This is a genomic window from Flectobacillus sp. BAB-3569 (assembly GCF_002270355.1).
Lineage (GTDB): Bacteria > Bacteroidota > Bacteroidia > Cytophagales > Spirosomataceae > Flectobacillus > Flectobacillus roseus.
Window position 1 is genome coordinate 93,924 of record NZ_NJFZ01000019.1, and the last position, 20,846, is coordinate 114,769.

The 20,846-nt window shown below is 38.7% G+C and carries 14 protein-coding genes; 5 read left to right on the forward strand and 9 right to left on the reverse strand.

The annotated features are described in order from the left end of the window. The first annotated feature begins 32 nt into the window (after window positions 1–32). Window positions 33–1,862, forward strand: coding sequence for a RagB/SusD family nutrient uptake outer membrane protein (locus tag BWI92_RS17835; RefSeq protein ID WP_095164984.1), 1,830 nt, complete (start codon window positions 33–35; stop codon window positions 1,860–1,862). Window positions 1,863–2,154: 292 nt separating this feature from the next. On the opposite strand, the gene BWI92_RS17840 is transcribed toward BWI92_RS17835, so the two are convergent. The 9 genes from BWI92_RS17840 to BWI92_RS17875 all read right to left on the reverse strand — a co-directional run bounded on the left by BWI92_RS17840 (window position 2,155) and on the right by BWI92_RS17875 (window position 12,847). Beyond that, entirely contained in the window at window positions 2,155–3,072 is a 918-nt protein-coding gene (locus tag BWI92_RS17840; protein ID WP_095164986.1) for a bestrophin family protein, read from the reverse strand. 189 nt (window positions 3,073–3,261) lie between these two features. Beyond that, a complete protein-coding gene (locus BWI92_RS17845) occupies window positions 3,262–4,374 on the reverse strand; it encodes a glycosylase (protein ID WP_095165213.1) in 1,113 nt (370 codons plus the stop codon). 19 nt (window positions 4,375–4,393) lie between these two features. Further along, complete coding sequence (locus BWI92_RS17850; RefSeq protein WP_229363258.1) at window positions 4,394–5,569, reverse strand: bile acid:sodium symporter family protein; 1,176 nt, start codon at window positions 5,567–5,569, stop codon at window positions 4,394–4,396. Window positions 5,570–5,665: 96 nt separating this feature from the next. Beyond that, window positions 5,666–6,328 carry an aspartate/glutamate racemase family protein gene (locus BWI92_RS17855; protein ID WP_095164990.1) on the reverse strand — a complete coding sequence of 221 codons (663 nt, stop codon included), beginning with the start codon at window positions 6,326–6,328 and terminating at the stop codon, window positions 5,666–5,668. Between the two features lie 245 nt (window positions 6,329–6,573). Continuing rightward, entirely contained in the window at window positions 6,574–7,485 is a 912-nt protein-coding gene (locus BWI92_RS17860) for a glycoside hydrolase family 43 protein (RefSeq protein WP_095164993.1), read from the reverse strand. Window positions 7,486–7,518: 33 nt separating this feature from the next. Continuing rightward, a complete protein-coding gene (locus BWI92_RS28290; RefSeq protein WP_229363260.1) occupies window positions 7,519–8,421 on the reverse strand; it encodes a hypothetical protein in 903 nt (300 codons plus the stop codon). A 158-nt stretch (window positions 8,422–8,579) separates the two neighbouring features. Then, window positions 8,580–9,362 carry a hypothetical protein gene (locus BWI92_RS28295; RefSeq protein ID WP_229363262.1) on the reverse strand — a complete coding sequence of 261 codons (783 nt, stop codon included), beginning with the start codon at window positions 9,360–9,362 and terminating at the stop codon, window positions 8,580–8,582. Window positions 9,363–9,470: 108 nt separating this feature from the next. Then, a complete protein-coding gene (locus tag BWI92_RS17870; protein ID WP_095164994.1) occupies window positions 9,471–10,715 on the reverse strand; it encodes a ribulose-bisphosphate carboxylase large subunit family protein in 1,245 nt (414 codons plus the stop codon). A gap of 101 nt (window positions 10,716–10,816) precedes the next feature. Then, a complete protein-coding gene (locus tag BWI92_RS17875) occupies window positions 10,817–12,847 on the reverse strand; it encodes a glycoside hydrolase family 127 protein (protein ID WP_095164996.1) in 2,031 nt (676 codons plus the stop codon). Window positions 12,848–13,127: 280 nt separating this feature from the next. Here BWI92_RS17875 and BWI92_RS17880 point away from each other — a divergent pair, with 280 nt between their 5' ends. The 4 genes from BWI92_RS17880 (at window position 13,128) to BWI92_RS17895 (ending at window position 20,795) form a co-directional block, all read left to right on the forward strand. Then, window positions 13,128–15,362 (forward strand): DUF5703 domain-containing protein, encoded by a 2,235-nt coding sequence (locus BWI92_RS17880; protein ID WP_229363264.1) that lies wholly within the window; start codon window positions 13,128–13,130, stop codon window positions 15,360–15,362. A gap of 847 nt (window positions 15,363–16,209) precedes the next feature. Beyond that, a complete protein-coding gene (locus BWI92_RS17885) occupies window positions 16,210–17,346 on the forward strand; it encodes a cellulase family glycosylhydrolase (protein WP_310588926.1) in 1,137 nt (378 codons plus the stop codon). A gap of 57 nt (window positions 17,347–17,403) precedes the next feature. After that, window positions 17,404–18,450, forward strand: coding sequence for a glycoside hydrolase family 43 protein (locus BWI92_RS17890; RefSeq protein WP_310588927.1), 1,047 nt, complete (start codon window positions 17,404–17,406; stop codon window positions 18,448–18,450). Window positions 18,451–18,767: 317 nt separating this feature from the next. Next, the gene (locus tag BWI92_RS17895; protein WP_229363271.1) at window positions 18,768–20,795 is read left to right on the forward strand and encodes a beta-L-arabinofuranosidase domain-containing protein; all 2,028 of its coding nucleotides are present in this window, start codon (window positions 18,768–18,770) and stop codon (window positions 20,793–20,795) included. Window positions 20,796–20,846 lie beyond the last annotated feature (51 nt).

Sequence of the window (20,846 nt, forward strand, 5' to 3'; positions counted from 1 at the left end):
GGAACGAGAAAGTAATCTTAAAATTGAAGAAAATGAAAAAGAAATATATCCTATGGTCGGCGTTGGGGGCTATGCTCTCATTAGCAAGCTGTGAAAGTGTTTTAGATAAAACCGATTTGAATGCTGCATCCCCTGAGCTTATAGCAGGTGACTCAGTTTTGGCGAATATTGCCCTAAACTACATTTACAATCAAAACTTACCTGATTGGGGTGGTGCAACTGCCGTATCAGGTATTGGAGGGAGTGTTTATACGGAAGAATCATACAACCAAGGCAGCAGTCAAAATAAGTTTTTAGAAGGTGCTGTAGTGGAAAATGATGTAACTGATTTTGGAACAGCTCTGAATGCTACCAATAATTATGGAAAAATCAGAACGATCAATACTTTTATTGCTGATTTAGAAAAGGACAAATTGATGGATAAAGGCGCAAAGAGTCGCCTTATTGCACAAGCTATTTTCTTTAGAGCATGGAGATACTTCGAGCTTGTAAAGTTATATGGTGGTGTTCCAATGATTACTACCCCACAAAATGCTGTAGGTACAGAAGCCATTAACGCGGCATTTGTCCCAAGAAATACTACAACAGAGTGTTTCAAGCAAATGTCAGCAGATCTTGATTCAGCAGTCAAATATCTACCTTCTACTTGGATTACACCTGCTGCAAACTGGGGAAGGGTCACAAAAGGTGCAGCGGCAGCCTTAAAAGGTAGAATACTTTTGTATGCTGCATCACCACAGTTTAATCCTACCAATCAAGCAAGCAAATGGCAAGCAGCCTATGATGCCAATAAAGCTGCTTTCGATATTTTGACAGCAAGTGGAGCAAAACTTATCACAGATTATGGAAAAATCTGGTTTACTGAGGTTGGTAACACAGAAGCAGTATTTGTGACAGGCTATAACATATCGGTGGGCGACCAGCAAAGACGTAATAGTGGCTGGGAAGCTGCCAACCGACCAAGATATTCGACTGTTTCTGGCGGTGGTTCTAATATACCTTCATGGGATTTGGTTAAAGCCTACCCAATGAAAGATGGCAAAAAGCCTGGTGAATCAAAATATACCTACAGTGATTTACTATTTTTTAAAGATCGTGATCCTCGTTTCGAAAAAACTATTGCTTATAACGGTTGTACTTGGCCAATGAGCAACGTCCCTAATAATAGACTTTGGACGTATCTAGCTGCTGGAAAAAGCGTAGAAAATGGTGGTGTAAATATAAGCAATACAGGATTTTATTGCCGTAAAGCACTCCAAACATCCGATGTTGCTGGCTCAACGCTTGATCCTTCAAATACTATTTTCTCAGGAACAGACTGGATTGAAATTCGTTTTGCAGAAGTAATGCTCAATTACGCTGAAGCGGCTGCGGCTGTTGGTAAACTGGATGAGGCTTACACGCAAGTAATAAATGTTCGTAAGCGCGCAGGTATAGAGGCTGGATCTGATAATCTCTATGGATTAAAAGCCAATATGTCATCAGCAGAAATGATGAAAGCAATTCTTGATGAAAGACAAGTTGAGTTTGCATTTGAGGGGAAACGCTTCTGGGATCTTAGACGTTTGAGATTACTTGAATCTACTCTAAATGGGAAAAGAGGTACAAAAGCCGTTATTTCATTAAAAACAACGGGTGTACCTGCTGACTTTGCAACTACTCGTGATGGTATGAAATTAGAAGATGTTTACACGAATTACTTTACCATTGCATTGACACCAAATGGACTCATGAGCCGTCCAGCTATTAATTACCTTCCAAAGTATTACTTCTTTGCTTTACCAACACAAGCATTGAACAATAATCCTCTTTTGAAGCAAACTAATGATTGGACAAACGGCACCTTTAACCCATTAGAATAAAATTATCAGTGATTTGATCACCAATAATACAAATTATTACTTTAGCATAATCGTCTGAAATTAGTAAAAGCTGTTCTCATTTGAGGACAGCTTTTTTTTATTCGATTAAATTAGGACAAGACGAATGATTCTATTTTGTACAAAAGTGTTTTTTCAAAGTTTTTGAAATTTAACGTAGCGTCAATGCGCTTACCCAACTCAGCATGGCAACTGCAAGGGTTGCAGCTATATCAGTGCTATTTTATTGATAAGGCTCAATCTATGTACAATTCTTATAGAATTAACTTTCTTCCTAGTCCAAAATATAGCCTTCCAATTGTGGTGGCGAAGGAACAGGCTCTCCTATCATTTCAGACAAGGTTGTTTCAATGGTAAGACACATCGCATTGAGTGGTAAATCATTTGGTTCCGTCCCAAAAGGTTCTTCTAACTCATCTGCAATGGTTTCAAAAGCTACGAAAGTATAAGCAATAAAAACAGTGATAATAGGTGTAAGCCAACCCAAACTATCCACCAAACCAAATGGCAAAAAGAAACAATACAAATAGACAGTTCTATGCAATAAAACGCCATAAGTATAAGGTATAGGAGTAGAATGAATTCTTTCGCAACCACCAACAATAGCTGACAATTGATTCAAATTTGCATCCATTGCCATTTGTCCTATCGAATCTATTTTGTCTTCTAATTTGGCTTTTTTGACCCAATTCGCTAATTCATATTGCAGAAAGGTAGGTTTAAAACCTATACTTTTACTTCTTTCAAAAACCTCAGAAGGTAATCTTTTTTCTAAATCAATATCTGCATTTGTATGACGAAGTTGGTGTTTTAAAGCATAAGCAAAGGCTATAAGTATGGAAGTAAACTCTCTAATTTGTGGGCTTTTGCTATCGTAAGTAGTCAAACTCAAAGCTTGTCTGAGCAATGAGCGAGAGTCAATAACTAGTGCTCCCCAAAGTTTACGACCTTCCCAATAACGATCATAACTGGCATTATTTCGAAAACCTAGAAAAAGAGCAATCGCCAAACCAAACAAAGTAAATGGCGCAGGATTTAGAGGAATTTTGTAGTCATAAAATGTACCATTAAAATGAACGACAATCATTGAGAAAACTAGTAATAAACTCAATCGTGGCAATAATTGTGGCAAAACCGAACCGTGCCATATAAATAACATATAAAACCAGTTCTTTTTCTTTCGCTGTATCATAAACTTTAAAAGTTAACATTTTGTGTGTAAATCGCGCTAAAGTTATGATAATTCAAAAAGAGAAGCAATGAAAAAGACAGCATGCAAACAAGTTGCATAAATTATCTTATGTTAAATAAAGAATTATTAGAACAAAAAGGCATACAAGAATTCTTGTATGCCTTACCTATTCAACCTTAAGAAACTAATTTATGGCTTTTTAAGCTCCACGAATTTTACTTTACTTTTTCCAAAATCTTTAGAAGTCGCAACAGCAATACCTCTTTGGTCACCCTTGTTTACCCCGCAATAAAAGTGATAAACAACTCCTTTATACTTTAACACATAAGATTTATGGGCATACAATTCATCATATGATTCTGATGACTGAACAAGATTTTCACCTTCCCAATCCGTCCAGTGCAATAAATCTTTGGAGACGGCAAAGCGATTGAAGGCACCTTTTCTGTCTTTCCAAAATGCCCCAAAATAAAACATCACATAATTATTGCCTATCTTCTGGATTTGCGGATCGCCTGTAATTCCTTGAGAATGATATACTAATGGCTCTTCTTGAATTCGTTTCCAAGAAACCATATCATCCGAAACAGCCATACCAATGCGTTCATACCAACGAGTTTTTTTATTATTCACTGCCGAATCACCATTGGCGTTGTAATACATCACAAACTCATGTCCCAAGTGTTTTTGTGAATCTTGAATCACAGTACTTTTGAATAGTTTCCGATTTTCCCACCAACGAGTATTTTTATCTGTTGCGGTCAAAACAGGTTTTTCTAACCTTTGCCATTCATGTGCCTTACTTGGGTCATCGCTTGTGTATGCCATACTAATCGACAAATCGCCAGCTTCATATCCAGCAGCATTTCCGCCAAAATACGACATCCAATATTTTCCTTTATAGGGTTTTAGTTCATAACTACCACCCCAAGTCATATCTTGGAGCGCCATATAACCCGCTTTTTGGTTGGCATCCCAAACTTTTACTTTGGTCGTATCCGAAAATGACATCAATCTTCCTTTAGAAGTCCAATTCAACAAATCTTTACTCTCGGCCAACCAAGTCTCATAGCCGCGACCATTGTAAATCAAGTAGGACATATACCATTTTTTCCCCTTTCGAAATACGGTCGGACAGTCCATTTTATGCTCTGTATCTTCGGGAACAAGCACCAAACCATATTTATAAGGCGTTTTTACTTCTTCATAAATGGCTTTCATTTCTTGAGAAGAAATCAATTTTTGCCCAAATGAAGCACAGCTAACAGAAAAGAACAGTAAGGCTAATAAGCTCTTTTTCATACAATTATACATTAAAATGTTATTTATCAACAGCTCTTTTTCGCCAAAAATTAGCAAGAATAGAACCCGAGATATTCATCCAAGGACTAAATACTGCCGCTGGCAAGCCAACGGTTCCGAGCTTACCCATTGTTCCCGCAAGTCCAGAAGCCATCCCTCCATTTTGTAAGCCAACCTCAAAAGCAATCGTGCGAGCATCGGTTTTGCTCATACCAAAAAGACGAGCCAACCAATACCCAAAGAAATACCCACTGGCATTATGAATTACCGACACCACAAAAAGTAAACCGCCCACTTTCAATAAGTTATCACGACCCGCCGCAGTAGTAACAGTGGTAAAATAAATAATGCCCATCATTGAAATATAGGGCATCCAAGTGTCCAGACGAGGCTCTAGTGTGGTTAAGAAGTGGTACACAACACCCATCACTATCGCCGCTAGGATAAAGCTAAATATCCCTAAAAATTCTCTCGGATCGCCTTCTATAGCACTTTGTTTTAGGAAAAAAGCAATGCACAAAATCACTATCAGTGAAATCAACGCTACTATTCGAGCTTTTTTTAGAACCGATTCATCCGAGTTTTTCAAAAAATCATATAACAGTGCCGCGCCAATTGGAATCAACACTATCTTGATTATTTCCATCATCATGCCTACAAAAGCAACTTCAATGAGTGTTCCTGCCAACAATTTCATAAGTAATGGCGTCAAAAATGGGGCAGCCAACGTTGCCATGGCCGTTACTACAACCGATAACACTAGATTTCCTTTTGCCAGATAAACCATTACATTCGATGCCAAACCAGAAGAGCATGAGCCAATCAAAATGATGCCAGCGGCAATTTCTGGTTCAAAATGAAAAATTCTTGTCAACAAAAAACCCATCAAAGGCATTACTGAAAAATGACAAAATAAACCTACGAGTACGCCTTTTCCTGTTGAACCAATACCTGCAAAATCTTTCACTTTGATATGCGTTCCCATACCAAACATCACAAACTGAATGATAATCAATATCAAAGTTTTATCTCTTAGATTAACACCTCCCCAAGACTTAAAAGCCTCAGGATAGAGCATTCCTGACAAAACAGCCGTCATAATCCAAGCCGTATATTGATAGTTTTTAAGAGATTCTACTTCTTTAATCCCTAAAGCAAAACATACTATACCAGCAATAGCCAATGGGGGTAACATTTCATTAGTTCCTGAATACCAAAGAAGTACACACGCGATTAGCAATAGGAAGGAAAGAATTAAACAGGTTTTAAAGACAACTTTCATAGCTACAGGTTAGGATAAAGCTTGTTGAGAAGCCAAATATTCAATCGCAATTTGAGGACTTGAAAGAATAGGAACTTTCTTTTCGCTTGGATTCAAACTAGCAACCACTCGTGCCATAGAAGCCTGAGCCAGTACGATTACATCTACTTTTGATGCTAATTGTTTCAATACCTCTGTTACTTTCTGATCATGTGTCGCGGCATCGCCACGCATCAAGGCATCGAAAGCACCTTCACACAGTACAGCCTCCAATTGAATTTCCTTACTAGCCACTTCGGCACGACGAGAAATCAAATCTGCTGTTGGTTCAAGCGTAGACGATAAAGTCGCAATCACACCAATACGAGTGCCCATAGCGACAGCCTTGTCGGCCATTGGCTGGTCAACTCGCAACACTGGAATATCTACCAAATGCTCTGAAAGTTCTACCGCTGGACCAATCGACGAACAAGTTACCAAAACTTGATCGGCTCCGCCCATTTGTGCAGACTCTACATAGCCAACCACTTGTTTGGCGATGGTAGGAGTGAGCGAACCCGAAGCAATAATATTTTTCACTAAAAAGTCATCTACAATATTGAACACTTGTACGCCAGGTAAAAAAGCTTGACAAAGCTCCTGAAATACAGGAATTAAGGTCGCAGATGTATGAACTAAAGCTAATTTTTTCATTGAGTAATAAGGTTATTTTGTGAGTTAAAAATTGGTAAGTAGGAAAAGGTTATTAGTTAACAGTATATTGGTTATTTGAAGATATTCATAATCAAAAGGTTATAGTCAAATTTTGCCTCAGTTATACTATTAATTTAATCTTTCCTACTACTTAAGTTGGTGAGCAAAGAGCGTAAAAGTGTCTCTCACGAAATCATTAATACATTTCGCCTAATGCCTACGGCTTATGGCCTAAAGCAATTTTATTATGGCTGAGCAAGCAATTTTTTCAAGACCTTATAAGACACTTTGAAAATGGTCCCATGCTTATGACCTTCGGGAACTGACACGATTTTGGATACATCTTCAAAAGTTTTAAAGTCTTTGGTGCGCATGGCTTCGTAGGTTTTACTTTGGTACGAATCAAAATAAATGAGGTACTCCTCTCCTACCCTAACCACCGACGGTCCTTCGGTAAATTTCTTGGTAAATGGCTCAGAAACATGGCTAAACTCACCCGTAGCAATTTTCCCAAAAGCTACTTTAATATTACGATTTGGACGGGTGTTGTCTTTTAATACCAACACATAATCATCTTTTTTGCGAGGAACAATTACCGCATCAATGACGCTAAATTTAGGATCCAAGAATAATCTACTTGGCGAGAATGTTTTGAAATCCTTTGTCGTAGTCACATACATTCGATGGTTGTTCTCTTCATCTTCTATTCCTTTTTCAAAACGTTTAGGAATACAAGAAGCCCAAATAATGACAAATTGTTTGGTTGCTTTATCATACAAAATCTCAGGTGCCCAAACGTTGACTGTACTTGGCTCATTTGCCATCACAGGAATAAACTGCTGCTCTGACCAATGAATCAAATCTTTGGAGGAAGCATAACCAAAGCCCAAATCGCCTTTCCAGCTACTTGTCCAAACCAAATGAAAAGTACCGTCGGGACCTTGTGCAATGGACGGGTCACGCATGACCTTTTGTTTACCAACCTTTGGGGCTAATAAAACCTTATTTAGATCTTTCCAATGATAAGCATCTTCACTATAAAGCATCCGTAATCCCTCAGTAGCAGGTTCATGGAAAGAAGTAAAAAGGTAAACCTCTTTTTTACAAGAACTTGATAATAAAGCAATTAATAATAAAAATATTCCTGTTCGTTTCATAGGTTTAAAGGCTAGCAAATAGCGATAACTTTGTTATTTGACGATAAAATTTTTGATATAATAAACTGCCTCTGGTGCTTGTTCACCTGCATTTGGCACATCAAAATCTTGGTCAGTTGGCGTATCAGCATTCGGAAAACGGCGAACCTCTCCCGTGCGAAAAACCACACGACGGAAAGAAGCCACTGGGGCAAACTGTAAGCGAGTTCCCTTTTTCTGGCCATTGACATAAATGTCATACATACGCTTATATCTATCCAATTCAACACGAATTTCATACGACTTTCCAGCCTCATACGTCTGAACCCCTGAGTTTCGATAGCCCACTTTTGCTTTTAGCGTGCTATCCGAATCAAAAATCAAACGAGCAGCAGGCGTTCCCTTTTCATCCTGAAATTCAATATGCAACAAGCCTTTATTATTTTGAGCAGGAATAACCGTGAAAGTAATAGTAGTCTTAGTCGCTTCTGGAATAACACGTTCCGCCTTGGCAAAATCAAAAGGATCTTTATCGTGTAAAGCCAAAGCTTTTGAACCATCAGGAGCTTTTTCTATACCTACTCTTGCCCAAAGAGGACTATAAATATTCCATAACTCTAGCTCTTTGCCTTCTGGCATTCTGTCAAATGTCTCATTGATAGTCCCATACACTTCGCTCGCCACAGGAACAGGCACTTTACTCACCCAAATATCCTCTTTGTTCATACTGTAGGTCAACCACATATTGCCATCGGGCGGTGTTCCGTTACCTTCTATAATGCCACGAACATATTGTGGACCGTAAGATTTATAATTTCCACCATAGCGCATCGTCGAAATTTCTCCAGTTACTAGCAATAAATTCTTGTAATCCAATCCATTATCTGAAACAGAGATACCCAAAGGCCAACGAAATTCTGATGGATTATATACAGTCGCATATTGACCATTTGACAATTTTTGACCCCAAATTTTTGCATTACTATTCACAAACCCTGGCGCACGCAAAGGACTATATTCCCACGTTTTGCCTTCGTCTTTACTGATAGAAGTTAAAGCATGTTTCCATAAACCTACGACGTTTTTGTTTGGTAAATGATAAAAACTAAAAGCTTTTACCTCTTTTTCAAAGGAATTAATTCGTCATCTCTATCTGCTTCTTCTACCCATTGTTGCATCATCAAAGGAGTTGCCAACAGTTCATTACAAGCCTCAATAAAGCCTTTATCTTTACTTTGGGTAAACATCGTGTAAGGCGATTGTTTCAAATCCCAAGTGCGATTCGGACGAATAAAATGAATAGGTCCAAAACTTCCATCTTTAAAAATCTCACGTACCACACGACCTATCCCTTTGCCGTCATTTGGGTCATCTTTGGCATCAAGGGCTATGCCATAATAGGCCAAAGCCAACAAACGGTTTTTCTTGGATACATAAAATCCCATACGCTGGTGCATCACAGCATACAAATCTTTGGCTACACCTTTGTAGCCCTGCTTTGTCCACCCATCTGGAATTTTATGTGGGGGAAATAAAACCACAGGATTTGTCCAATCCTTTCCATTTGAAGAGGTTTGTAAAAAAGTTTGCCCAGGAGGAATATGCTCGCCCACAGGGTCGCTCAAAAACTCCAAGAAAAAGGTATTATTCCAATATGCCAACATAGGCGCATGGTTGTATGTCCACGAGCTCCCACCAGCCCATTCAGGGTGTTCACGGTTAGCTCTAAACGTTTGGTAATTATGAACACCGACAGTCAAAGGTAATTGCCCGTGATGGTAATCGACATTCACCAAGGTTTTCCCAACATATCTAACGGTATCTTGAGAAAAGGTTTTTTGAGAAAACAAGCTCAACAAAGCTATTCCCCAAAAATGTATAAAACTCTTTTTGTACATAAACAAAATATTTTTGGTAGCGCGATATATGCAACGACTAACGCAAATGTTTTAAATCTAAAAATGATGCAATCAGACATCTATATGAAGACGTTGCGTGCAACGTCTCTACGATTTACCAAATTTCTCAACAGATTTTGCAAACTCTGGATATATTTTAGCGGCATCTTCTACAGTTAAACCATCTACGGCTGCTTTCCAAGCTTGTTGTAGAGCAGTTACGCCAGCACTTGCGCCCATTGGATGCGCCATAATACCGCCACCTGCCATATACAGCAAATCTAAAGTTTGGGTACGACGATACGTTTCGGGTGCTTGTCCACCCCATTGTCCTGATGACACTACGGGCAAAACTTTATAACCTCCCAACATCGGTTTTAAACATTGCTCGATAGAAGTGACCACCGAATCATCTGATTCCCAAAATTTATTTTGAATACCATTAACATGCAGTTGGTCGACCCCCGCCAAACGCCATAGTTTTTGATAGGCTGTAAATTCGATGCCTAACAAAGGATGACGAGTCATCATTCCCCAACCATTGCGGTGGGCATGAATAGCCAAGGCACGTTGGTCACAGATTTTTTTTGTACCAGAAATACCCACACTATTGATACTCACCATTGCACAAGTACCTCCCACATTTACGATTTTTTCATAGCGTCGAAGCATATCATCTATTTCTCCGCTGATATTAAAAGCATACATGACTTTTTTGCCCGTTTTATCAGCATGGCGATTAATCACATCCATAATCGCATCGACTCTTTTCTCAAATGGAGAATTAGCGGTTGAGCTCATCAATTCATCATCCTTTACAAAATCAATACCTGCTTCTGCTAGTACTTTTACAGTTGCGGCAGTATCCTCTGGACTTAATCCTACGCTTGGTTTGATAATCGTACCAATCAAAGGACGATCATAGACTTGGGTTAATTTGCGACATCCCTCTATGCCAAAAGCTGGTCCTTCAAAATGATTAGCGAAAGATGCTGGCACTTCGAGAGAAATCAATTTCAAACCTGTAAACTGTCGAATTTCGTACAAGTTGCCTTGCAAAGTAGAAATCATAACAGGCAAATTATAGCCAAAATTTTCGATTGACCACGATACCTCAACCATCGCACGGTGATATTGGCCTGTTGGACTTTGGGCACCCGGAATAGCTGGCGTTGTTACGGTTTCGAGAAAAGTAACCTTCTCTACTCTCGCTGCAAAACGGGCTTTCAGCTCTTCTGTTTCGCCAGGAACAGCCACAAATGTTCCAGAAGATTGTTCCCCCGCTAATACCATTGCCGCTTTTTCAGGAGCAAATGGCGTTTCGATATAATATGTTGCAAAAATTCTTTCCATGTGTAATACTTCGTAATGCTGTATGCTTTAGGCAATAAGCGCTAAGCAAAATATTTTGTTTTTCTAGCCTACAGCCTATGGCTGACAGCTTAAAGCTATTTCTATCTACTCACTGGCAACCACACACTCATTTCGGTGTCGCCGCGATTAGCCCAAGCAAAATAAGGAATCAAAGAAACTTTGGTTGTTTGGGTATTGGTTGAAACAGGACGATACAGCGAATTTTTCCATTGATTATCTATAACCAATTTCACGGAGCCTTCTAATGCTGTAACTTCGGTATTTACAATTTTCTGTTTTTTAGGAATCCACTGAGTTGTGGTCGGAATTAGGATAGAAGACAGTTTTTGGCTAGAAGACAAATCTGCTGATTCTAAACAATATACAATTGGTCCACGCTTTACAGCCACCTGATTTCTGGTCTCTTCAACCAAGGGATTGGACTCTAACAACTGAGTAGGCATAGCCAAACGCAATGTTAGCTTGTCGCCTTTTTTCCAATTTTGTTTGACTCCTACATATTCACTAATCGCAACAGTCTGGTTCAATTTTTTACCATTTATAAAAATCTCAGCTCCTGTTGTCCAGCTTGGAATACGCAAATAAATCGTATAATTCTGACTTGGAATTTCTTTCAAATCCAAAGTAATATTGCCTTCCCAAGGATAATTGGTTTGTTGTTCAACCCACAACTTTTGTCCATTTTCCAATGTTGTTTGAAGCATACTACCACCGTATAGGTTGATATACAGACCATCTTTTGCCAAACTATAGACATAATTGTTGACCTCAGCGACCGTACGGACTACATTGGGCGGACAGCAATTTGATTTACTAATATAAGGAGAACGACCACCGTGCCAGCGCATCAAATATGGATAATCTTTTGAAGCACTTAATGGATTGGTATAGAAAAACTTATTGCCTTCCAAATTCACTCCAGAAAGTATACTATTGTACAAAGCCAATTCCATAATATCGGCATATTTAGCCTCGCCAGTCAATTGAAGCATACGCCAATTCCACAACAAATTTCCAATATTGGCACAAGTCTCATTATGAGCCGAATGATTCGGTAACTGATAGGAACGTCCGTACGCCTGATGAATTTTTTGTACGGTATCAGGTTTATAGGCCGTTCCGTCTGGAGAAACCCCATCATATAAAGCACCACAAGCACCAGTCACATACATTTTATGGTTAATTACATCATCCCAAAGGGCATTAAGCGGTGCTAACAAAGTAGCATCGCCTGTTTCTGCATACACATCTGCCACCCCTGCAAACAAGTAGTTAGCACGCACCGCATGACCAATTACCTTCGTCATTTTGCGAAAAGGAACACGGTCAGAATTATCATCAGTACCTTCTGATTCACCGCGAATCGTAATCAGTTTTTCTGCCAAAGCCAAGTAACGAGGCTCCTTGGTAGTTCGGTACATTTCGATAATACCCATGTAGTGAGATGGGCAAATTGCATTGCGAGCTTGTTCAGGGGAAGCAGTATTATAAAAACCAATCAAAAAATCTGTCGCTTTTTTGGCAATATTCAATAAGCTTGTTTTTCCAGTGACACGATAATGAATACAAGCTGCCGTCATCAGGTGACCAAAATTATAAGCCTCAAAACTTAGCTTATCATCAAACATTTGTGTTTTCCCACTCGCTTTTTGTTCGATAATAGATTTGGTATAAATATAGCCATCAGGCTTTTGCGCCTTACCGATTACCTCAATCGCATGGTCGAGCCAGCCCTCCAACTGTGGGTCTTTAGTGGAAGCATACATCGCCGACACAGCTTCCAAAGTTTTATAAAAATCTCCATCATGAAATGAAGGACCTCTAAAACGTCCTTTGGCCAGACCTGCCGCTACCTCAAAATTGTGAAAGGCATGACAACTTATGGTATCGTTATAGCGATTCCAGAGGGTGGGAACCATGGTCTTTTTACAAACCTCAAATCTATCTGCCCAAAAACCCTTAGTCCAAGACACTGCTCCAATGTCAACGCTTTGGAGTTTAGCATATTTACTGCTTTGGGTATTTGTCAGCCCTTTAGTCTGTGAAAAAAGCGAATGAGTAAACAAACTCAAACACCCAACCAACAAGCCTTTTTGTAGGATATTCAACATAGTTTAGAAGATGTATATTTTCGGAATATATAAAATCTTATCATTGGTCAACAAAGGTACTAGGCTCTCAAAGTGTTTTTTTGTACCATTTTCTCCAAGTTTTATACCATATTACCTTTCATTTAGTCAACATTTTCTTGAAAGGAGCCAATATTGTATCTTGGCATAAGCTTCTGAAAAAATGCCTTCAAAATAGGCTAATTTTTAGAATGCTATGATAATATCGTACTGATTTTCGAAAAGGTTTTTCCTCTATAACAATCTGATAAAATTAAGGAAAATGAAAAAATTGCTATTTATTATAGGCTTGTGGCATTCATGTTTCACTGATATTTTGGCACAAAATACCCGAGCATCAATCGACCAATACAATGTAATTTGGAATAGTCCAAGTCAAAATGCAGCTGAATCTATGCCTTGTGGTGGTGGAGATATTGGCTTGAATGTATGGGTCGAAAAAGGCGATATCTATTTTTACATAGCTCGAAGCGGAACTTTTGATCATAACAATGCAGTCCTGAAACTCGGGAGAATGCGTTTAACGGTATCTCCAAATGTATTTGAAAACCCTAGCACTTTTACGCAAGTCCTCAGATTATCTTCGGGAGATGTTGTAATAGAAGGTAGCGACGGCAAAATCAAAACACAGGTTAAAATCTGGGTTGACATTTTTCGTCCTAATATTTACGTAGAAGTTAATAGCAATCAGGCGATTACAGCAAAAGCACAATATGAAAGCTGGCGATATCAAGACCGTTTGATGAGTAAAGGCAAAGAAAATAATGCCAATTCCTACAAATGGGCGCCACCTCATCAGGTCGTTACGCGTAAGGATAGTATTCGCTTTGCACCAAAAGGAATCTTATTTTATCATAATAATGGTGACGAAATCTCAGCTTTTGATGTGGTAGTCAAACAACAGGGTTTAGATAGTCTGAAAAAACAGTTTTACAACCCTATCAAAAATTTAGTGTTCGGTGGCATCATTTCAGGTAATAACTGGCAGCAAGACGCAACAACGCAAGGTAAATATCGTGATACAGATTTTAAAGCTTGGAAAATCAAAACCATAAAATCATCTCGCCAACAACAATTGATGATTAGTTTGCACACCGCAACCACCACAAGTATCTCCGATTGGGAAAAGAGCTTATTAAAAACTCAAGCTGAAGGACAAAAGGATATGCTAATGGCTCAAAAGGCTACACATAATTGGTGGAGAGAGTTTTGGCAAAAAAGCTTTATTCATATTACTCCCAATCAAAAAAATAGCAAAAGCTGGGAAATAGCACGCAACTATCAAGTTTTTAGATACCAGTTGGCGTGTAATAACTTTGGACAATATCCTACAAAGTTTAATGGTGGTTTGTTTACGGTAGACCCTTACTTTACGGATACAACCATGAAATTTACACCTGATTTTAGAAATTGGGGTGGTGGAACACATACTGCTCAAAATCAACGTTTGGTCTATTGGGGTTTGTTAAAAACAGGTGATTTTGAAGCAATGAAACCTCAATTTGATTTTTACAAAAGAATACTCAACAACGCCGAACTACGCACCAAATACTACTGGGGACATCAGGGAGCTAGTTTTACAGAACAAATTGAAAATTTTGGTTTACCTAATCCCGCAGAATATGGATGGAAACGCCCCGCTGGCTATGACAAAGGTATGGAATACAATGCTTGGCTCGAGTACGAATGGGATACGGCATTGGAATTTTGTTCCATGATTTTAGAAACTGAAAGATTTACAGGAAAAAATATCACCGAATATATTCCTTTGATAGAAAGTTGTCTTCGTTTCTTTGACGAGCATTATCAATATTTAGCCAAAAAACGAGGTAGTAAAGCTTTGGACGGTAACAAACAATTAGTGATTTACCCTGGGTCGGGCGCTGAAACTTACAAAATGGCATACAATCCAAGTTCGACTATTGCAGGATTAAAAACGGTGTTGGAGCAACTTCTCTCCTCCCCTTCTCTAGCCTCCGAAAACAAAAAAACTTGGGAGGATATGCTTTCGCGAATTCCTCCTATGAGTTTCAGACAATTTGAAAATCATGCAACCATCGCGCCTGCCAAAACTTGGGAGCGTATCAATAATGTGGAAAGTCCTCAACTTTACCCTATTTTTCCTTGGAATCGCTACGGGATTGGAAAGTCAGGTTTGGACACTGCACGCAATACCTATTTATATGATACCGATGTGCTGAAATTTAGAAGCCATATTGGTTGGAAACAAGATGTAATTTTTGCGGCTCGACTTGGACTAAGAGAAGAGGCGCAAAACTTGCTGGCGCTAAAACTTCAAAATGCTCCTCGCCGATTCCCTACTTTTTGGGGGCCGGGCTACGACTGGACACCCGATCATAACTGGGGTGGGTCGGGTATGATTGGTTTACAAGAAATGCTATTACAAACCACAGATCAAAAATATATCTGCTCCCTGCATGGCCCAAAGAATGGGATGTGCATTTCAAACTTCAAGCACCTTACCAAACAAGCGTAGAAGTAGAATGGAAAAATGGTAAGCTCGAAAAACTCATCGTCATACCCGAATCTCGAAGAGCAGATATTATAGAAGCTTGGGAGTTGAAATAGATATCTTGATATTTAGTGAATTGCGATTGAGTGAATGAATTCTATCTTTATCTATTTACTAGTTCAAGACTTTGTCTTGGACTTATTTTTTATACAGTTTACAAACTGTAGCAAATACTAGTTCGAGACATGGCTTGAGACGCAAGGCATTGCGTCTCTACTAGTGAAACATAATCACTCATCCACTCAATCACAAATCACTAAATTTAAAATAACTCCCATTTTATTATAAAGTTGGTGGGCAAAATAGAATTTAATTTTTGTGCCCAAGGCATTCAGGTATCAACTTTCGGCGGTGGGCTTTGTAAAAAAGCATGGCTGTGGTTAATAAAAACATTTTAACACTCTGTGCCTTGTGCCTGTTGCCTTGTCCCTAAACACATAACTTAAATATTATTCTGCTCGATTACTAAATATAGTTTTAAGAAATCCTTAAGTTCACACCAATTGAGTAATTCGAAATCATCTAATACAAAATACTCATAAGTCTCATCAAAATGAACAATTTTATAACACTATAGAACAGTTTTGCCTAAAAATGACTCAAAATAGCCCTTTCAAATTGTTCACACAATTGATGATTTGAATAAAAAGCGCAAATATGATACGTTTTGATTAATATTTGAATAGAAACATCAAAGAGAACCTACTTACTTTGTTTCAATAATATATCAAATTAGTTCAATAAAATTGCTTTAAAGGCTGTTTGGTATATTATCCCCGAATTAATTAACTTAAACGTATTAAAAGAAAACATGATGAAGTTCAAAAGAGGTTGGTACAAAGGCATATCCTTGGCAGCTTTAATGATGTGCACTATATCTAACAGCTCAACGGCTCAGGTGCGTAAGGTATGGACAAAAGAGCAGGCAAATGAGTGGTATAAAAAACAAGGTTGGCTCGTCGGTGCAAACTATCTTCCTAAATCTGCCATCAACCAACTCGAAATGTGGCAAGCAGATACTTTTGATACAGAAAATATTGATAAAGAATTAGGATATGCCCAATCACTTGGAATGAATACCATGCGTGTGTTTTTGCATGATTTGGCTTATGAAACAGATTCAGTAGGTTTTTACAAACGCATTGATACATTTTTGACTATTGCTCAAAAACATAAAATTCGTCCTTTGATTGTAATTTTTGATTCATGCTGGGATCCATTTCCACAAGTAGGCAAACAACATGAGCCAAAACCGTATGTACACAACTCTGGTTGGGTACAAAGTCCAGGACAAAAAGCCTTGCAGGATGAAAGTCAATATATACGTTTAGAGAAATACGTTAGAGCTGTCGTGAGTCATTATGCAAAGGATAAAAGAATTTTGGGTTGGGATGTTTGGAATGAACCAGATAATATGACTGGCCCATCTTATGAAAGATTAGAAATCAAAAATAAGGTAGATATTATCACTAAACTACTTCCAAAAGTTTTCGCTTGGGCGCGTGCTGCCAAACCTACTCAACCACTTACTTCTGGTGTTTGGGCGGGAGATTGGTCTCAAGATGCTAAATTGAAGCCAATCGAAAAGGTGCAATTGGAAGAATCGGATGTGATTTCGTTTCACAATTATGATAATCCCACGATTTTTGAAAATAGAATAAAAGAATTGAGCCGTTATGGAAAACCAATGTTATGTACTGAGTATATGGCTCGTCCAAACGGTAGTACATTCCAAGGTTCATTGCCAATAGCAAAAAAATACAAAGTTGCCATGTTCAACTGGGGCTTTGTTTCAGGAAAATCTCAAACGATTTATCCTTGGGATAGCTGGACAAAGCAATACAATTCAGAGCCTCCTGTATGGTTTCATGATATTTTCAGAGAAGATGGTTCTCCATACAAGCAAGAGGAAGTTGACTTTATTAAATCTATGACACTGAAAAAATAAGACTTTTAGTCTCAAGTGTCTTTTAAAAAACTGATAATCAAACACTAAAACATAAAAGTGAGAAAACTATTAACTATAATCCTTGCTTTAGGACTTTGTTCTTGTGGACAAATGGATGTTTCGGCACAAAGCCAAGGAACATTCGCTAATCCCTTATTGCCCTCTGGAGCAGATCCTTACAGTTTTTATAAAGATGGGTATTACTATTACACCCATACGACGGGCAACCGTTTGGTTTTATGGAAAACGAAAAACATAGCAGAATTAGCAACCGCACCCAAGAAAACCATCTGGACACCGCCAGTCGGGACGATGTACTCTAAAGAAATTTGGGCACCAGAAATTCATTTCATTCAAGGAAAATGGTATATGTATTTTGCTGCCGATGATGGTAAAAACGATAACCATAGAATGTATGTGCTAGAAAATGCCTCTGCTGACCCGATGGAGGGAGAATGGATATTTAAAGGAAAAGTGGCAGATAAAAATGATAAATGGGCTATCGACGGCGATGTTTTCACCCATAATAATCAGCTTTATATGATTTGGTCGGGTTGGGAAGGTGACGTAAATGTACAACAGAACATTTATATCGCAAAGATGAAAAATCCGTGGACAATTGATGGAGAAAGGGTAAAAATTTCTGGTTCAGACTATGATTGGGAAAAACATGGAGACCTCAACGACCCTAATAATCCGCCTCACGTAAATGTAAATGAAGGGCCTCAGTATTTGGCTCACGACAAAAAAGTATTTATTATCTACTCAGCAAGTGGCTGTTGGACAGATTTTTACGCTTTAGGAATGCTTACAGCAGACGCTAAAGCAGATTTACTCAATCCAAAATCATGGAAAAAATCGGCACAACCTGTTTTCAAACAATCTGCAGAGAATAAGGTATATGCCCCAGGACATAATTCATTTTTCAAGTCAGCTAATGGCAAAGAAGACTGGATACTCTATCACGCAAACCCTGAACCCAATCAAGGTTGTGGAAACCATCGCTCTCCAAGAGCTCAGAAGTTTACTTGGAATGCCGATGGAACTCCCAACTTTGGAAAACCAGTAAGTACACAGGAACAAATAGCCTTACCTGCAAAATAAGATATTTGTCCATTTTAAAGATTTGAAAATGTAGGTCAATACGCTATCAAATCGAAAAGAATTCCAATTTTCTATGAGAACGCCTCGGGGGTGTAATGCCCTCGGGGTTATTTTAAAGTTATCTACACATTTTTTTAAGGTTACCGTCTTTACTAGTTCAAGACTTTGTCTTGGACTTATTATCTAAACAGTTTCGAAACTGAATCTATTACTAACACTATTTCAAGCTAGTGCTACAATTCTTGAAATGCTTTCATTTGTGTTAGGAATAAGATATTAATACAGAAACAATCCCTTGATAACTATTGACTATGAAAATGATGAAAAACCGTTTACTTCTAACTTTAATCATTTTATACTCTTGGTCTGGTTTTGCTCAAAAAGCACAGTATCAAGGAAACAAAGCGCCTTTGGCTCCTCTCAAATATATTGAACTTCCCTTGGGAGCTGTAAAGCCACAAGGCTGGCTTCGTCAGCAGTTGGAAGTCATGAAAAAAGGAGCAACAGGGCATTTGGATGAATATTTTCCCAAAATCCAAAACGACAATGGTTGGTTAGGAGGCAAAGGTGATGCTTGGGAAGAAACCCCTTATTGGTTGGATGGCGCTGTACCATTAGCCTATTTGCTCGAAGACAAAGCCCTCACTCTGAAGGTCCAAAAATATATAGATTGGACTCTTTCTACGCAAAGATCCAATGGTTTTTTTGGTCCATTAACCAACGAAGAAAGAGAAGGAAAACCCATAAGCTCATGCGAACAAGGTGCTGACTGGTGGCCAAGAATGGTGATGCTTAAGGTATTGCAGCAATACTATACTGCCACCAAAGATACTCGTGTAATTCCGTTCATGACCAAATATTTTCACTATCAATTACAATCCATCAAAGCTTGTCCGCTCAACAAATGGACAGATTGGGCGCGTGCTCGCGGGGGTGACAATATTATGTCTGCTTACTGGCTCTACAATCAAACAGGAGACAAATCTTTGCTCGAACTTGCCGATATTCTTTACCAACAAACTACTCCATGGACTCAGTACATGGCAGAAAGAAACTGGGTTATGCAGGCTTCGGCCAATCAAACGGGTGAAAGTTGGATGGATCGTCATGCCGTAAATGTAGGAATGGGGATCAAATTACCAGCCATTTATTATCAAAGTCAAAAAACCGACTATTATCTCAAAGCCATGAGCCAAGGTTGGAAAGACATCATGACTTTGCATGGCTTACCACATGGAATGTTCTCTGGAGATGAAGATTTGCATGGAAACGAACCTTCTCAGGGTGTAGAACTTTGTGCTATTGTCGAAACCATGTTTTCGCTTGAGAATGTCCTTGGTATCACAGGTGATCCAATGTATGCACAAGCCCTTGAGCGCATGACTTACAATGCGTTACCTACGCAAACAACAGATGACTATATCTCTCGTCAGTATTTTCAAACAGCTAATCAGGTAGAAGTTAGACGTGGAACTTATGATTTCTCTCTACCATTTTATCGCGGTATGAATAACGTATTTGGTCCTTATGCTGGATACACTTGTTGTACTTCAAATATGCACCAAGGTTGGACAAAATTTGTGAGCCACCTTTGGTATGCAACGCCACAAAATGGTTTGGCGAGCTTGCTTTACGGACCTTCTAGTATAAAAGCAAAAGTAGGTAATGGCATTGAGGTATATATCAATGAAAGCACAAACTATCCTTTTGAAGATCAAATCAATTTTGAGTTACAATCCGCTCAAGCTGTTACATTTCCTTGGGAGTTTCGCATCCCTGAATGGTGTCAAGAAGCCACCATTAGTATCAATGGAAAGGAATTTCAAAAGGGAAAAGCAAGCGAAATTGTAAAAATTCAACGTCAATGGCAGCCAGGAGATAAAGTAACCTTGCATTTTCCTAGTGAAGTTCGCACAAGCGTATGGGCACATAATTCAAGAGTTGTCGAAAAAGGACCACTTGTTTATGCCTTAAAAATCGAAGAAGAATGGAATAAAAAGGAAATTAAAGAAGAAGGTACTTTTTATGAAATTCTCCCAAAAAGCCCTTGGAACTTTGGTATTCCCACTTCTGTAGCTGAAAAACCTAGTAAATTTTTACAAGTATCCAGCAAAGGAATGCCGCAAGGTTATGTTTGGAATGCCCAGAATGCTCCCATAGAAATCAAACTTTCGGCCAAACAAATTCCAGCTTGGGTTATCAATAACGACGGTGTTGCACGCATTCCCGTTACCACACGAGACGGCTTTTATCAAGGTGCGGTCGATAGCAAAGAACAAACCATCACACTTATCCCGTATGGTTGTAGTAAATTAAGAGTTGTAGCATTTCCTTTAATCAAATAATAGTAGAGAGTTCGAAAGAAATCAAGTGTTTTATCCCAAATACGAGATTTC

What these genes read in the sequence shown, in the direction of transcription:
- BWI92_RS17835 (WP_095164984.1), top strand. Translation starts at nt 33, where the DNA reads ATGAAAAAGAAATATATCCTATGGTCGGCGTTGGGGGCTATGCTCTCA.
- BWI92_RS17840 (WP_095164986.1), bottom strand. Translation starts at nt 3,072, where the DNA reads ATGATACAGCGAAAGAAAAAGAACTGGTTTTATATGTTATTTATATGG.
- BWI92_RS17845 (WP_095165213.1), bottom strand. Translation starts at nt 4,374, where the DNA reads ATGAAAAAGAGCTTATTAGCCTTACTGTTCTTTTCTGTTAGCTGTGCT.
- BWI92_RS17850 (WP_229363258.1), bottom strand. Translation starts at nt 5,569, where the DNA reads ATGTTACCCCCATTGGCTATTGCTGGTATAGTATGTTTTGCTTTAGGG.
- BWI92_RS17855 (WP_095164990.1), bottom strand. Translation starts at nt 6,328, where the DNA reads ATGAAAAAATTAGCTTTAGTTCATACATCTGCGACCTTAATTCCTGTA.
- BWI92_RS17860 (WP_095164993.1), bottom strand. Translation starts at nt 7,485, where the DNA reads ATGAAACGAACAGGAATATTTTTATTATTAATTGCTTTATTATCAAGT.
- BWI92_RS28295 (WP_229363262.1), bottom strand. Translation starts at nt 9,362, where the DNA reads ATGTACAAAAAGAGTTTTATACATTTTTGGGGAATAGCTTTGTTGAGC.
- BWI92_RS17870 (WP_095164994.1), bottom strand. Translation starts at nt 10,715, where the DNA reads ATGGAAAGAATTTTTGCAACATATTATATCGAAACGCCATTTGCTCCT.
- BWI92_RS17875 (WP_095164996.1), bottom strand. Translation starts at nt 12,847, where the DNA reads ATGTTGAATATCCTACAAAAAGGCTTGTTGGTTGGGTGTTTGAGTTTG.
- BWI92_RS17880 (WP_229363264.1), top strand. Translation starts at nt 13,128, where the DNA reads ATGAAAAAATTGCTATTTATTATAGGCTTGTGGCATTCATGTTTCACT.
- BWI92_RS17885 (WP_310588926.1), top strand. Translation starts at nt 16,210, where the DNA reads ATGATGAAGTTCAAAAGAGGTTGGTACAAAGGCATATCCTTGGCAGCT.
- BWI92_RS17895 (WP_229363271.1), top strand. Translation starts at nt 18,768, where the DNA reads ATGATGAAAAACCGTTTACTTCTAACTTTAATCATTTTATACTCTTGG.